Annotated in this window: 12 protein-coding genes; 6 read left to right on the forward strand and 6 right to left on the reverse strand. The window is 69.9% G+C overall.

Annotation, left to right across the window (positions count from 1 at the left end; all coding sequences use genetic code 11):
* Positions 1–19 precede the first annotated feature (19 nt).
* From AC2YHJ_RS02410 to AC2YHJ_RS02425, 4 genes are read left to right on the forward strand one after another with little or no spacing between them, the layout of a single operon-like run.
* Positions 20–211 (forward strand): DUF4089 domain-containing protein, encoded by a 192-nt coding sequence (locus AC2YHJ_RS02410; RefSeq protein ID WP_487393728.1) that lies wholly within the window; start codon positions 20–22, stop codon positions 209–211.
* Complete coding sequence (locus AC2YHJ_RS02415; protein ID WP_487393729.1) at positions 208–1,617, forward strand: AtzE family amidohydrolase; 1,410 nt, start codon at positions 208–210, stop codon at positions 1,615–1,617. The genes AC2YHJ_RS02410 and AC2YHJ_RS02415 overlap by 4 nt, the downstream gene beginning before the upstream one ends.
* A gap of 5 nt (positions 1,618–1,622) precedes the next feature.
* Entirely contained in the window at positions 1,623–2,009 is a 387-nt protein-coding gene (hpxZ, locus tag AC2YHJ_RS02420) for an oxalurate catabolism protein HpxZ (protein ID WP_487393731.1), read from the forward strand.
* 53 nt (positions 2,010–2,062) lie between these two features.
* Entirely contained in the window at positions 2,063–3,493 is a 1,431-nt protein-coding gene (locus tag AC2YHJ_RS02425) for an FAD/NAD(P)-binding protein (protein WP_487393732.1), read from the forward strand.
* A 172-nt stretch (positions 3,494–3,665) separates the two neighbouring features.
* On the opposite strand, the gene AC2YHJ_RS02430 is transcribed toward AC2YHJ_RS02425, so the two are convergent.
* The 6 genes from AC2YHJ_RS02430 to AC2YHJ_RS02455 form a co-directional block, all read right to left on the reverse strand.
* Positions 3,666–4,403: a TorF family putative porin gene (locus AC2YHJ_RS02430; RefSeq protein ID WP_487393733.1), complete on the reverse strand. Its 738-nt coding sequence runs from the start codon at positions 4,401–4,403 to the stop codon at positions 3,666–3,668.
* 343 nt (positions 4,404–4,746) lie between these two features.
* Positions 4,747–6,423 (reverse strand): thiamine pyrophosphate-dependent enzyme, encoded by a 1,677-nt coding sequence (locus AC2YHJ_RS02435; RefSeq protein ID WP_487393735.1) that lies wholly within the window; start codon positions 6,421–6,423, stop codon positions 4,747–4,749.
* Positions 6,424–6,434: 11 nt separating this feature from the next.
* Positions 6,435–7,400, reverse strand: coding sequence for a Bug family tripartite tricarboxylate transporter substrate binding protein (locus AC2YHJ_RS02440; RefSeq protein ID WP_487393736.1), 966 nt, complete (start codon positions 7,398–7,400; stop codon positions 6,435–6,437).
* Between the two features lie 62 nt (positions 7,401–7,462).
* Positions 7,463–8,446: a Bug family tripartite tricarboxylate transporter substrate binding protein gene (locus AC2YHJ_RS02445; RefSeq protein ID WP_487393738.1), complete on the reverse strand. Its 984-nt coding sequence runs from the start codon at positions 8,444–8,446 to the stop codon at positions 7,463–7,465.
* A 300-nt stretch (positions 8,447–8,746) separates the two neighbouring features.
* The gene (locus tag AC2YHJ_RS02450; protein WP_487393739.1) at positions 8,747–9,382 is read right to left on the reverse strand and encodes a flavin reductase family protein; all 636 of its coding nucleotides are present in this window, start codon (positions 9,380–9,382) and stop codon (positions 8,747–8,749) included.
* A gap of 18 nt (positions 9,383–9,400) precedes the next feature.
* The gene (locus tag AC2YHJ_RS02455) at positions 9,401–10,378 is read right to left on the reverse strand and encodes a 2-hydroxyacid dehydrogenase (protein ID WP_487393740.1); all 978 of its coding nucleotides are present in this window, start codon (positions 10,376–10,378) and stop codon (positions 9,401–9,403) included.
* 127 nt (positions 10,379–10,505) lie between these two features.
* Between AC2YHJ_RS02455 and AC2YHJ_RS02460 the strand changes: the two genes are divergently transcribed.
* Together AC2YHJ_RS02460 and AC2YHJ_RS02465 are read left to right on the forward strand one after the other, a co-directional pair.
* Positions 10,506–11,297, forward strand: a complete 792-nt coding sequence (locus AC2YHJ_RS02460; RefSeq protein ID WP_487393741.1) for an SDR family oxidoreductase — start codon at positions 10,506–10,508, stop codon at positions 11,295–11,297.
* 58 nt (positions 11,298–11,355) lie between these two features.
* Positions 11,356–12,621 carry a hydantoinase/carbamoylase family amidase gene (locus AC2YHJ_RS02465; RefSeq protein WP_487393742.1) on the forward strand — a complete coding sequence of 422 codons (1,266 nt, stop codon included), beginning with the start codon at positions 11,356–11,358 and terminating at the stop codon, positions 12,619–12,621.

Raw genomic sequence — 12,621 nt, forward strand, 5'->3', positions numbered from 1 at the left:
CCTTGAGGTGCCGCCCGTCATGACTACGCCCCTCGACCCCGACGCCCTGATGGCCGCGCTGCTGCCGGCCACAGGCATCCCGCTCGATCCCGCCTGGCGGGTGGCGGTGGCAGCGAATCTCCGTGTCGCGGCGGGGATCGCGGCGAATCTCCAGCGCTTTCCGCTGCCCGACACGGTCGAACCCGCCCCGGTCTTCGAGCCTGGCCGATGAGTCTCGATGCCCTGCTCGACCGCGACGCTGTCGGCATCGCCGCGGCCTTCCGGGGCGGCGCGGTGAGTGCCGCCGAGATCGCCGAGGCCGCCATCGCGCGCATCGCCGCGCGCAACCCGGTGCTGAACGCCTTCACCGATGTCACCGCGGACCGCGCGCGGGCCGGTGCCGCCGCGCTGGATGCGGCGCGGGCGCGCGGGGATGCGCTGCCGCCGCTCGCCGGCGCACCCTTCGCGGTGAAGAACCTGTTCGACATCGCCGGGCTGGTGACGCGCGCCGGGTCGCGCATCAATCGCGACCATCCGCCGGCCGGCGCCGACGCGACGCTGGTGACGCGGATGGAAGCCGCCGGCGCGCTGCTGCTGGGCGGGCTGAACATGGGCGAATACGCCTATGACTTCACCGGTGAGAACGCGCATGACGGGCCATCGCGCAATCCGCATGACGTGACGCGGATGACGGGCGGGTCCTCCGGCGGGTCGGGCGGCGCGGTGGCGGGCGGGATGGCGACCATCGCGCTGGGGTCGGACACCAACGGGTCGATCCGCGTGCCGTCTTCTTTCTGCGGCACCTTCGGGCTGAAGCCGACCTATGGGCGGCTGTCGCGCGGGCATTCCTTCCCCTTCGTCGCGGCGCTCGACCATGTCGGGCCATTGGCGCGGTCGGTGCGGGACCTCGCGGCGTCCTATGACGTGATGCAGGGACCGGATCCGGTCGATCCCGGCTGCACAGTGCGCGCGGCAGAACCGATCGGCAGCGGCTTTGAGGGCGGCATCGCCGGGCTGCGCATCGCCCGCCTGGGCGGCTGGTTCGCGCGCAGCCGCATGGCGGAAAGCGACGCGGCGCTGGACCTGGCCTGCGCCGCGCTCGGCGTCACGGTCGAAGCGGAACTGGCCGAGGCCGAGCGTGCCCGTGGTGCGGCCTTTCTCATCACCATGGCCGAGGCCGCCGAACTGCATCTGCCGCGTCTGCGCGAGCGCCCGGCCGATTTCGACCCCGCGGTGCGCGACCGTCTGATCGCCGGGGCGCTGCTGCCGGCGAGCTGGGTGCAGACGGCGCAGCGTTTCCGCCGCTGGTTCGCCGAGCAGGCCGGGGCGCTGTTCCGCGACCACGACATCCTGCTCGCGCCCGCGACGCCGATGTCGGCACCGCCGCTCGGCACCCAGACCGTCACGCTGGATGGAGTGGACCTGCCGTTGCGGCCGAATATCGGCGTCTATACTCAGCCGATCTCCTTCATCGGCCTGCCGGTGGTCGCGGTGCCGCTGTGGCCGGCGGGGCAGCGGTTGCCGCTTGCGGTGCAGGTGATCGCGCCGGCCTGGCGGGAGGACCTTGCGCTGCGCGTCGCCCGTCACCTGGAGCGCGAGGGCACCGCCCGCGCCCCCGTCGCCGCTTTCGGAGGCTGAGGCCCATGGACATCGACATCCCCGAGGTGAAGGCGGAGGTCGAGGCGGTCTTCGCCCGCTACGAGACCGCGCTGGTGACCAATGACGTGCCGGTGCTCGATGCGTTGTTCTGGGATAGCCCCGGCACCGTCCGCTTCGGCGGGGGGGAGAACCTGTTCGGCGCGGCGGAGATCGCCGCCTTCCGCGCAGCACGGTCCCCGGTCGGGCTGCAGCGGGCGGTGCTGCGCACCTCCATCACCACCTATGGGCGGGATTTCGCCACCACCTCCATCACCTTCCAGCGCGTCGGCAGCAGCAAGATCGGCCGGCAGCAGCAATCCTGGGTGCGCTTTCCGCAAGGCTGGCGCGTGGTCGCCGCCCATGTGAGCCTCATCGATCCGCCTGTTTCGTGATCGATTGCCGTTGAATCGAGCGCGGCGTCGCGCCCGACCTGACCTGGAACACCATGCCGACCCCCCGTACGCTCCTCGAACTCGAGGCCGATATCGTCCGCGATCTCGACCTCATCGCTCATCCCCGCGCGCCCTGGCTGGAGCCCAAGACGTCCGGTGGGCGCGCGGTGCTGGATTGCCTGATCATCGGCGGCGGGCAGTGCGGGTTGGCCGTCGCCTTCGCGCTGAAGCGCGACAAGGTGGACAACATCCTGGTGATCGACCGTGCCGAGGCCGGACGCGAAGGCCCCTGGGTGACCTATGCGCGGATGCACGCGCTGCGCTCACCGAAGGACCAGACCGGGCCGGATCTGCGGACGGCTGCGCTGACCTACCAGGCCTGGCACGAGGCGCAGTGGGGTGAAGCGGATTTCGCCGCGATGCGGCTGATCCCGAAGGAGTTGTGGAACGACTATCTCGTGTGGTTCCGCCGCGTCACGGGCGTGCCGGTGCGCAATCGTGTGGTCGCCGGGCGGATCGACCCGGCGCGCACCGATGACGGGGTGCCCTGCCTGTCGGTTCAGACGAGCGACGGGCCTATGCTGGCGCGCAAGGTGGTGCTGGCGACCGGGCAGGAAGGGCTGGGCGGCCCCTGGATGCCGGATTTCGTCGCGGCGCTGCCGAAGCACCTGCGTGCCCATGCTTGGGAGGAGATCGACTTCCCCGTGCTGCGCGGCAAGGTCGTGGCGGTGCTCGGCGCCGGGGCCTCCGCCTTCGACAATGCGGCGGTGGCGCTGGAGGCCGGCGCGGCCGAAGTCCACCTGTTCTGCCGCAGGGCCGAGCCGATGATCGTGCAACCTTATCGCTGGCTGACCTTCGCCGGATTCCTGCGCCACCTCGGCGACATGCCGGATGAATGGCGCTGGCGCTTCATGGCGAAGATCCTCGGCATGCGGGAGGGCTTCGCGCAGGACACCTACGACCGCGCCAATGCGCATCCGGGCTTCACCATGCATATCGGCCGGCCCTGGACCGGTGCGCGGGCCGAGGGAGGGCGTGTCGTGCTGGCGACGGGGCGCGGGGATTTCAGCGCGGATTTCGCCATCTGCGGGACGGGTGTGCAGATGGATGCGGCTGCGGTGCCGATGCTCGCGGGTTGCGCAGGGAATGTCGCCGTCTGGTCCGACCGCTACACGCCGCCGGCCGAGGAGGCGAATGCGCGTCTCGGCGCCTTTCCCTATCTGGGGCCGGATTTCGCGCTGCTGGAGAAGCGGCCGGGCGAGACGCCCTGGATCCGCGACATCCACCTGTTCGGCATCGGCGCCAGCATGTCCTTCGGCCCGTCCGGTAGTTCGATCAATGCCATGTCGATCGCCGCGCCGCGCCTCGCGGCCGGCATCACACGGGGGCTGTTCGAGGCCGACCTGCCGCGGCTGCGTGCGGCACTCGAAGCCTATGACGTGCCGCAGGTGATCCTGGAGGAGGGCCGGCTCGTCCTTGGATAACGGCAATCGGCCCGAGGCTTCCGCCTCGGGCCGCGAGCGCAAAGCGCGACCGCGCCCAGGCCGTCAGTGATGCTCAGAGCACCAGCGCAAGGCGCGAAGGCAAGCCGGCCGGATGGCCGGCGCCCGCCGTCTGAGGGTCAAGCAATCCCTTCTGATCGCGGCCAAGCCGCGATCAGAAGGTCCAGCTCACCGAAGCGATGAAGCGGTTATCGCAGACCTTCAGCCCGCCGCATTCCGACTGGCTGATGTTGGTGCCGTAGAAGCCCACCGCGGCCGAGAAGCCCCAATGGATCGGGATCGTCGCGTAGATGCTGTAGGCGAGGTAGTCCGGCGCGCCGAAGCGGGCGTTGTTCTCGATCCACTGGTAGCCGATGCGCCCCGACAGCACGATGTCGAGCACGGGCGTCTTCCAGTCGATCCCGGTCTCGAGCCAATAGCCATTGCCGGACGACCCGAAGAAGTCCGGCGACCAGGCGGCGGTGCCGACGAAGGTGACCGGCTCCAGCTCATACTTCAGCTTCAGGATCGCCTCGCCGAAGGCCAGGTCGTACTGGCCCGGCTGCGCGGAATAGCCCGGGTAACTGTAGTAGACGCCGCCGATATCGGCCGTGAAGCCATCCACCGTGTAGCGGAAGCCCGCGATCGCATCGACTTCCTGCCGCGCATTGGTGTTGGGGAAGGCGACGTTGCTCGCGAAGGCGCCGACGTAGAAGCCGCTCTCATGCGACAGTTCAAGGCTGCCCTGGACGGCCGGGCGGCCGCGCGTCTGGCTGATGTTGCGGAACACGTAGTCGCTGGTACCGGTCGCGGTGCCGGTGATGGAGAAGCCGCTGCCGAGGTCCACCTGCGCGACGGCCGGGCTGGCCAGCAGGCCAAGCCCCAGGGCCAAGGTGGCGATCTTCCTGAACATGAACCTTCCGTTCCTTGTCTCTCTTGCCGCCGCGGCGGCCATTGACCGGCGCCGCGAGGCACCCGTGCGGGTGAGGGATCAGCAAGCCTCGTGCCGCGCCGGGCGGTGTCGATCATTCGATGCGGGTGGAGTTGCAGCGCTGCCACATGGGGCAGGGCCACGCCTGTTGGCCGGACGGCATGCGGTAGGGATCGGATCCGTCTCGGCCATGGCCGCAGCATGGTGCGGCGGGCCGTAAGGGCTCCATCGGCGAAGGGCGCGGTGGCCGCAAGGACAGCGTAAAAATGCGAAGGGCGGCCCGGTGCTCCGGGCCGCCCTCGAAAGGATGGTCAGCGCGTCGCGCTCAGGCCGGCAGGGGCATGGTCCGCTTCCGCCAGGCCGAGGCCTGCACCGCCGACGATTTCACATGCACCACGACCGGCCGGTCCGTCACGGCGAAGGCCTGGGCCAGGGTGGGTTCGATCTCCTCCTCGGTCTGCACGTCGAAGGCGGCGGCGCCGAAGGACTTTGCCCAGGCGATGAAATCCGGGTTCACGAGCCGGATGGCCTGGTCATACGGACGGCCGGGATAGCGGCCTTCATGATGCATGCCGATCGTGCCGTAGCCGGCATTGTTCGACAGGATGATGACCGGCGCCACGCCTTCGCGCATGGCGGTGGCAAGTTCATTCCCTGTCATGAGGATCCCGCCGTCACCGACGAAGGCCACGGCGCGCTTGCCCGGCCGGCGCAGCGCCGCCGCCACGGCCATTGGCACCGCCGAGCCCATGGCGCCCACATTTGAGGCAAGGAACATGTGGGACTGCCGGAACGGGAAGTAGCGATGCAGGAAGGAGGAGAAATTCCCGGCATCCGACGTCACCGCCGCATCGGCCGGGATATGGCGCGACATCGCGGCGCAGACGGCGCCGAAATTCACCCCGTCCTCCATCTTGTCCCATTCGGGCGCGAGCAGCCCGCGATGGATCGTGTTGAGGCCCTTCACCCAGGCCTTGCGGCCCTCGCTGGCCTCGGGCGCGTTGCGCGCGAGAAGGCCGCGGATCACCGCATGCGGGTCGGCCGCGATGGGCAGGTCCACGCGCCAGACGCGGCCGATCTCATTCGCGTCAGGCCACACCTGGACCAGCGGCAACTGCGGCTGTGGCGCGGCGGGGAAGGTGTAGGACTGGCTGATCGAATCCGACAGGCGCTCGCCCAGGCAGATCATCAGGTCGGACTTCTTCATCTCGTCCAGCAGCGGCTTGGGCACGCGGATGCCCATGTAGCCGCCATAGTTCGGATGATGCGCATCGAACAGATGCGGGCGGCGATGCGTCGGGCTGATCGGCAGCGTCCAGGCTTCCGCAAGCCGGTTGAGATCCGCCAGCGCCTGCTCGCCGCCCGATGCCATGGCGCCGCCCACCAGCACCAGCGGGCGTTCGGCATTGGCCAGCAGCTCGGCGAGCTGGTCGAGGTCCTCGCTGCGCGGCCCGGGTTTGGCGACGGGCGACGGCTGCACCACCGGGCCTTCGGCGGGCAGGTCGAAGATGTCCTCGGGCAGGATCACCGCGACCGGGCCGGGCGTGCCGGATTGCGCGAGGTGGAAGGCGCGCGCGATCACCTCGCTCGCCTGGATCGGCTGGATCACCTCGAAGACACCCTTGGTCACGTCCGACAGCAGGCGCGAGTAGTTCTGTTCCTGCAGCGCGAGGCGGCCGATATCCTTGCGTTCCACATGGCCGATCAGCATCACCAGCGGTGTCGCGTCGTGATAGGCGGTGTGCAGCGAGATCATCGCATTCGTCACGCCGGGCCCGCGCGAGACGAGCGCGACACCCGCGCGGCCGTCGCGCATGCGTCCATCCGCCGCGGCCATGAAGCCGGCGCCACCTTCGTGGCGGCAGACCACCAGGCGGATGGATGGCACTTCCGTCAGCGCATCGGTCAGGCCGAGATAGGATTCGCCCGGCACGCAATAGATGATGTCCACATCATGCGCGGCGAGGCTTTCGGCCAGGATGCGGCCGACGGTACGGGTCATGGGGTGCTTCCTTACTGCGGTTGAAGGCCGGCGGCGCGAACCAGCGGCGCGAAGGCCGCGAGTTCGTCGCGGATGAAGGCGGTGTAGGTCTCGGGCGTGGTGTCGGGTGGCGCGCCGCCGAGTTCTTCCAGTCGCGCGCGCGTTGGTGGATCGGTCAGCACGGCGCGCAGTTCGGGGGAAAGACGCTGGACGATCGGCGCCGGCAGCCCGGCCGGACCGGAGATGCCGAACCAGGCATAGGAGACGACGTCGAGCCCACCCTCGCGCAGCGTCGGCAAATCGGCGAAGCCCTCGGCGCGTTCGGCGCCGCTGACGGCAAGGGCCCGCAGCGCGCCCGCGCGCACATGCGGCCCCGCCGAGGGCAGGCTGTCGAGCATCGCCGGCACCACGCCGCCGATTAGGTCGGTCAGCGCCGGGCCGGCGCCGCGATAGGGGATGCTTTCGGTCCGCACGCCGAGCGCCATGGCGAGCCTGACGCCCGCGAGATGGGAGGAAGTGCCGATGCCCGCGACGGCGAAGCGCACCTCACCAGCCGCGCGCGCGGCGGTGGCGAAATCGGCCAGCGTTCGCATCGGGCTATTCGGATTCACCAGCAGGACCGAAGGCGAGCGCGCGATCATCCCGACATGGGTGAAGTCGCGCAGCGCGTCGTAGGGGATGTTGGGATAGAGCGCCGGCGAGACGCCGTGCGAGGTGGAGGAGGAGACAAGTAGCGTCAGCCCGTCCGGCTCCGCCCGCGCGACCTGCTGCGCGCCGATCGTCGCGCCCGCGCCCGCACGGTTTTCCACGACGACAGGCTGGCCAAGCCGCGCACCGAGCTTCTCGGCGACGATGCGCCCGACCACATCGGTCGTACCACCGGGCGCGAAGGGCACAATGAGACGGATCGGCCGCACCGGCCAAGCCTGGCCCTGCGCGAGGGCCGGCCGCACGAGCAGTGGCAAGACGGCCAGCCCCAATTGGCGTCGTGCGATCATGGACCCGTTCCTTGTTCCCTGCCGCGCATCCTGCCGCATCGGGCCGGCGCCGCAAGGGCGGGTCACTCCACGCTGACACCCGCGCGGCGCACGACGGGTTCCCAGCGCGCCGCATCCTCCGACACGAAGCGGGCAAAGGCGGCGGGACTGTCGCTCGGTTCGACGTCGAGACCGCCATCCTCGAGCTTGCGGCGGGTCTCGGCATTGTTGACCGTCTCGTTCAGCGCGGCGAACAGGCGCTGCACGCGGTCGGGCGGTGTGCCGCCGGTGGTCAGCAGCGCGTACCACGTCGCCGCCTGGATGTCGGGGAAGCCGGCCTCCCCGGTGGTCGGCAGGTCCGGCAGCGCGGCGTTGCGCCGCGTGCCCGCGATGGCGAGCGCACGCACCGTGCCCGCCTGGATCTGCGGCTGCATCGGCGCGAGCGCGTTGGTGAAGACCTGGATCCGCCCGGCGACCACGTCGTTCATCGCCGGGCCGGTGCCACGATAGGGGACGTGTTCCATCTCCACGCCCAGCACCTGGGTGATGAGCGCGCCGGCCGCGTGGCCCGTGCTGCCCACGCCGGGGGAGGCGTAGTTGAGCGGCGGGTTCGCCCCGCGCGCGACGGCCTGCAACTCGCGCAGGTTGGTCGCGCGGACGGACGGATGCACGATGATGACATTCGCCCCGCTGCCAATCATGCCGATCGGCGCGAAGGCGGTGGCGGGATCATAGGGCAGGCGCTTGCGCACAAGCTGGTTGATCGTGAGGCTGCCCGACCCGCCGAGCAGCAGCGTGTAGCCATCGGGCGTCGATTTCGCGACGACCTCCGCGCCCAGCGCGCCGCCGGCGCCACCGCGATTCTCGATCACCACAGGCTGGCCGAGGCGATGCGCCATGCCATCGGCGACGAGCCGCCCGACGATGTCGTTGGTGCCACCCGGCGGCCAGGGGATGACGAGGCGCAGGGGACGGTCGGGGAAGGCCTGCGCCAAGGCGGGCATCGGCAGGAAGGCGGTGGCGGCCAGGGCCAGCACGGCCCGCCGCGTCGGGCGTGGGATCATCATTGGACACGTCCTCGGTTGCGCGGCCCTCGCCCCCGGCGGGCGGGCCCGTCGCGCTTGGCCGTCAAACTGACGGCCAGCCGAAGCAGTGTCCAGTGGGCGGCGATCGTCTTCCAACCGCTGTGGGTGATGATCGGCCCGATGCCCCGGCATCGGGCCGCGAGCGCACAGCGCGACCGCGCCCAGACCACCAGCGGTCGCCAATGCGCCAGTGCAGGGCGCGCAAGCCGAGCACGCGGATGCGTGTGCCGGCGCCTGAGGCAAAACGAAGACTCCAATGGCCCATGGAATGGGCCATTGGGATTACGCCTTCTTGCGCGCTTCCCAATCGGCGAGCGGGATGCGCGGGATCTCGACGCGATCAGTCGTGCGCGCATACCAGCCGCGGCCATGCATGCGGCCGACGAGATCGAGCTTCGGCGTATCGACGTAGTACTTCGCCGCATCCAGCACGCAATCATCCTGGATGTGCATCGCCACCACGCGGCCGAGCACGATGGTGTGGCCGTTGGTCGGCACGAATTGCAGGATCTCGCATTCCAGCGCGACCGGGCTTTCGGTGATGCGCGGCACGCGCACCATGGACGACGCCGTGGTGGTCAGCCCGGCTTCGGCGATCTCGTTCACGCCGCTCGGGAAGTCGACCGCCGTGATGTTCATCTGGTCCGCGTTCGCGGAGGAGACGAGGTTCACCACGAACTGCCCGGTCGCCTCGATATTGGCGAGCGTGTCCTTGGGCGTGCCCGGCGCGCGCGGCGAGCAGCCGATGGCGACGACCACAGGGTTGTCCGAGAAGACGTTGAAGAAGGAATAGGGGGCGGCATTCACCTGCCCGGCGCGATCCTGGCTGACCACCCAGGCGACCGGCCGCGGCACGATGGAGGCGACGCAGAGCTTGTAGGCCTGGTCGTGGGGGATCTTGGAGAAATCGAACAGCATTGACCGGGAATCCTTGGTTCAGGCGGCGCGGTGCGGCGGGTTCTGGCCCTTGAGGAGCAAAGCCTCAAGGTTCTCGATGCAGCGATTGCCCATGGCGTCGCGCGTCTCGATCGTGGCGGACCCCAGATGGGGCAGCAGGGCGACGTTCTCGAGCGTCATGTAGCCCGGATGCACCTTCGGCTCTGCGGTGTAGACATCGAGGCCGGCGGCGCGGATGTGGCCGGAGGACAGTGCCGCGACCAGCGCCTCATCATCCACCGAGGGACCGCGGCCGGTGTTGATGACGATGGCACCCTTCTTCATCTTCGCCAGGCGCGTGGCGTTCAGCCATTTGCGCGTGCCCTCGCCGCCGGGGACATGCATCGAGATGACGTCGATGGCGCCGAGGAAGCTGTCCTCATCCGGATGGAAACTCGCGCCCTTCTCCAGCGCCTCGGGCAGGCGCTGAACGTCGTGGTAGTGGATCTTCATCTGCATGCCGCGCGCCATGTCGGCGAGCTCCCGCCCGATGCGCCCGAAGCCGAGCACGCCGAGCGTCTTGCCCTGCAGCGTGACGCCCATGAGCTGGGTCGGCGCCCAGCCTTCCCATTGGCCGGCGCGCACCAGGCGCTCGCCTTCGCCGGCGCGGCGGGCGGCCATCAGCATCAGGGTGAAGGCGGTCTCGGCGGTGGCGAAGGACAGCACCTCGGGCGTGTGCGTCACGGCGATGCCGCGCGCCTTCGCGGCATCGAGCGCGATGTGGTCCACGCCGACGCTGAAGGTGGTGACGATCTTCACGCTGTCGGGCAGGGCGCCGATCGTCTGCGCATTCATGGGATCGCCGGCGGCGCAGAGCACGCCGGCCGCGCCGGCCTCGGTTGCGCGCCTGGCGATCTCCGCGCCGTCGCGGAACCAGGGCGCATCCGCCGTGTTCAGCCGCGCATCGAACAGGGAGGTGAGCCGCGCCTCGATGCCGTCCGGCAGCTTGCGGGTGACGAGGATGACGGGCTTGGCCATGGAACGCTTCCTGCACGAATTGATCGGTGGGCGCGCACCATGACGCGGGGCGGCCCGTCTTGCCAGGGGGCGGGGGAGGATGCAGGGTCCGCCCCGGTTTGTTGGCAGGAAACGAAGGATTTCGACGATGGATCTCGGTCTGAAGGGCAAGCGCGCCCTGGTCATGGGTGGTGCGAAGGGCCTCGGGCGTTCGATCGCCGATGCGCTGGCGGCCGAAGGCACGGTGCTGACCATCAGCGGCCGCGACGTCGCTGCGATGGACAAGGCGGCCGCCGACCTCAAGGCGCTTGGCGCGCCATCCGTGACCGTGGTGCAGGCGGATGTGTCGAGCGGCGAGGAGATGGACAAACTCGCCGACGCCGCCGTGGCCGCGATGGGCGGGGTGGACATCCTGGTGCTGAACCATGGCGGCCCGCCCTTCTGCACCGCCTCCGACATGAAGGAGGCGGACCTGGTGAAGTGGTTCCAGAACATCGTCGTCTCCCCCATCCGCATCACCATGCGGCTGATGCCCGCGATGCGCGCGCAGAAGTTCGGGCGGGTGATCGTGGTGGGATCCTCGGGCATGCAGCACCCGATCCCGACGCTCGCGCTGTCCAACACGCTGCGCGCCTCGATCTGGGCCTGGCTGAAGACGCTCGCGGCCGAGGTGGCGGCGGACGGCGTGACGATGAACATCCTGGCGCCGGGCTCGATCCGCACCGACCGCATCCTGCAGGGTGCGACGGCGCGCGCCGCGAAGGCGGGCATCACCGTCGAGGAGGAGGTCGCGCGCGCCGGCAAGGAAGTGCCCGCCGGGCGCGTCGGCGAGCCGCATGAATACGGCCCGATGGGCGCCTTCCTCGCGGGCAAGACCGGTGCCTACATCACCGGATCGATGGTCCGCGTCGATGGCGGCCGCGTCCGCAGCATGCTCTGAATCACTGATCGGCCGGGCGCACTCGCGGCGCCCGGCCATCCTGCGAAGGTTGAATGCGATGCTGCCGAACCTCACCCCCGATATCGACCTCGCGGCGGAACTCTTCGCCGGGCTGCGCGCGGGCAGCGCGGATGGGGAAGGGGTGACGCGCGAAGCCTATGGCCCCGGCGAACGCATGGCGCATGCGCTGGTGCGTGCGGCGGCGGAACGCATCGGGCTGGAGGCCAGCGCCGATGTCGCGGGCAATCTCTACATGACGCTGCCGGGTGCTGATCGCGCGGCGAAGCGCATCATCATCGGCAGTCATCTCGATTCCGTCCGACAGGGCGGGAACTACGATGGCGCGGCGGGCGTACTGGCCGGCATGGCGGCGGTCGCCGGCATGAAACACGCCGGCTTCGTGCCGGGTCGCGACATCACGGTCATGGCGATCCGCGCGGAGGAAGCCGGCGCCTGGTTCCCCGTCTCCTATCCCGGCAGCCGCATGGCGCTGGGCTTGCTCAAGCCCGATGGCCTCGCGATCGCGCGGCAGGATACCGGGCGCAGCCTTGCCGATCACATGAAGGACGAAGGTTTCGACCCGGACGCGGTGGCACGCGGGGAACACGCGATCGGCCCGCACAATGTCGCAGGCTATCTCGAACTGCATATCGAGCAGGGGCCGGTCCTGGATGCGGAGGAGATCCCGGTCGGCGTCGTCACCGGCATTCCCGGCAGCCGGCGGCTGCGCCAGGCGCGGGTGCTCGGCGAATACAACCACTCCGGCGGCACGCCGCGGAAATATCGGCGCGATGCGGCGGCCGCACTGGCCGAACTCGCCCACCGCATGGATGAGGAATGGTGCCGGCTCGAATCCATGGGCCATGTGCTGGTCTGCACCTTCTGCACCATGGCGACCACGGCCGAGGCCGGCTTCACCAAGATCGCCGGCGAGGCGACCTTCCAGCTGGATGTGCGCAGCGTCTCCCCGCATGCCTGCGACCTGATGTTCGAGGCGCTGCACCGCTTCATGGAGGAGATCGAGGCGCGCCGCGGCGTGCGCTTCGATTGCGGCCCCGAGACCGGCAGCCGCGCCAGCCCGATGGATGAAGGCATCCGTGCGGGGCTGACGCGCGCCGCCGTCGGACTCGGCATTCCGCATCGGGAGATGGCGTCGGGCGGTGGCCATGACGCGGCTGCGTTCGCCGAGGCGAAGATCCCCGCCGCCATGCTGTTCGTGCGCAACCAGAACGGCAGCCACAACCCGAAGGAAGCGATGCGCATGGAGGATTTCGCCGCCGCCTGCGCCGTGGTGCAGCGCTGGGCGGCGGAGGCCGCGCAGTAG

This window comes from Roseomonas sp. SRI_022 (genome assembly GCF_057586215.1).

What these genes read in the sequence shown, in the direction of transcription:
- hpxZ (WP_487393731.1), top strand. Translation starts at nt 1,623, where the DNA reads ATGGACATCGACATCCCCGAGGTGAAGGCGGAGGTCGAGGCGGTCTTC.
- AC2YHJ_RS02440 (WP_487393736.1), bottom strand. Translation starts at nt 7,400, where the DNA reads ATGATCGCACGACGCCAATTGGGGCTGGCCGTCTTGCCACTGCTCGTG.
- AC2YHJ_RS02455 (WP_487393740.1), bottom strand. Translation starts at nt 10,378, where the DNA reads ATGGCCAAGCCCGTCATCCTCGTCACCCGCAAGCTGCCGGACGGCATC.
- AC2YHJ_RS02450 (WP_487393739.1), bottom strand. Translation starts at nt 9,382, where the DNA reads ATGCTGTTCGATTTCTCCAAGATCCCCCACGACCAGGCCTACAAGCTC.
- AC2YHJ_RS02465 (WP_487393742.1), top strand. Translation starts at nt 11,356, where the DNA reads ATGCTGCCGAACCTCACCCCCGATATCGACCTCGCGGCGGAACTCTTC.
- AC2YHJ_RS02415 (WP_487393729.1), top strand. Translation starts at nt 208, where the DNA reads ATGAGTCTCGATGCCCTGCTCGACCGCGACGCTGTCGGCATCGCCGCG.
- AC2YHJ_RS02430 (WP_487393733.1), bottom strand. Translation starts at nt 4,403, where the DNA reads ATGTTCAGGAAGATCGCCACCTTGGCCCTGGGGCTTGGCCTGCTGGCC.
- AC2YHJ_RS02425 (WP_487393732.1), top strand. Translation starts at nt 2,063, where the DNA reads ATGCCGACCCCCCGTACGCTCCTCGAACTCGAGGCCGATATCGTCCGC.
- AC2YHJ_RS02445 (WP_487393738.1), bottom strand. Translation starts at nt 8,446, where the DNA reads ATGATGATCCCACGCCCGACGCGGCGGGCCGTGCTGGCCCTGGCCGCC.
- AC2YHJ_RS02460 (WP_487393741.1), top strand. Translation starts at nt 10,506, where the DNA reads ATGGATCTCGGTCTGAAGGGCAAGCGCGCCCTGGTCATGGGTGGTGCG.
- AC2YHJ_RS02435 (WP_487393735.1), bottom strand. Translation starts at nt 6,423, where the DNA reads ATGACCCGTACCGTCGGCCGCATCCTGGCCGAAAGCCTCGCCGCGCAT.
- AC2YHJ_RS02410 (WP_487393728.1), top strand. Translation starts at nt 20, where the DNA reads ATGACTACGCCCCTCGACCCCGACGCCCTGATGGCCGCGCTGCTGCCG.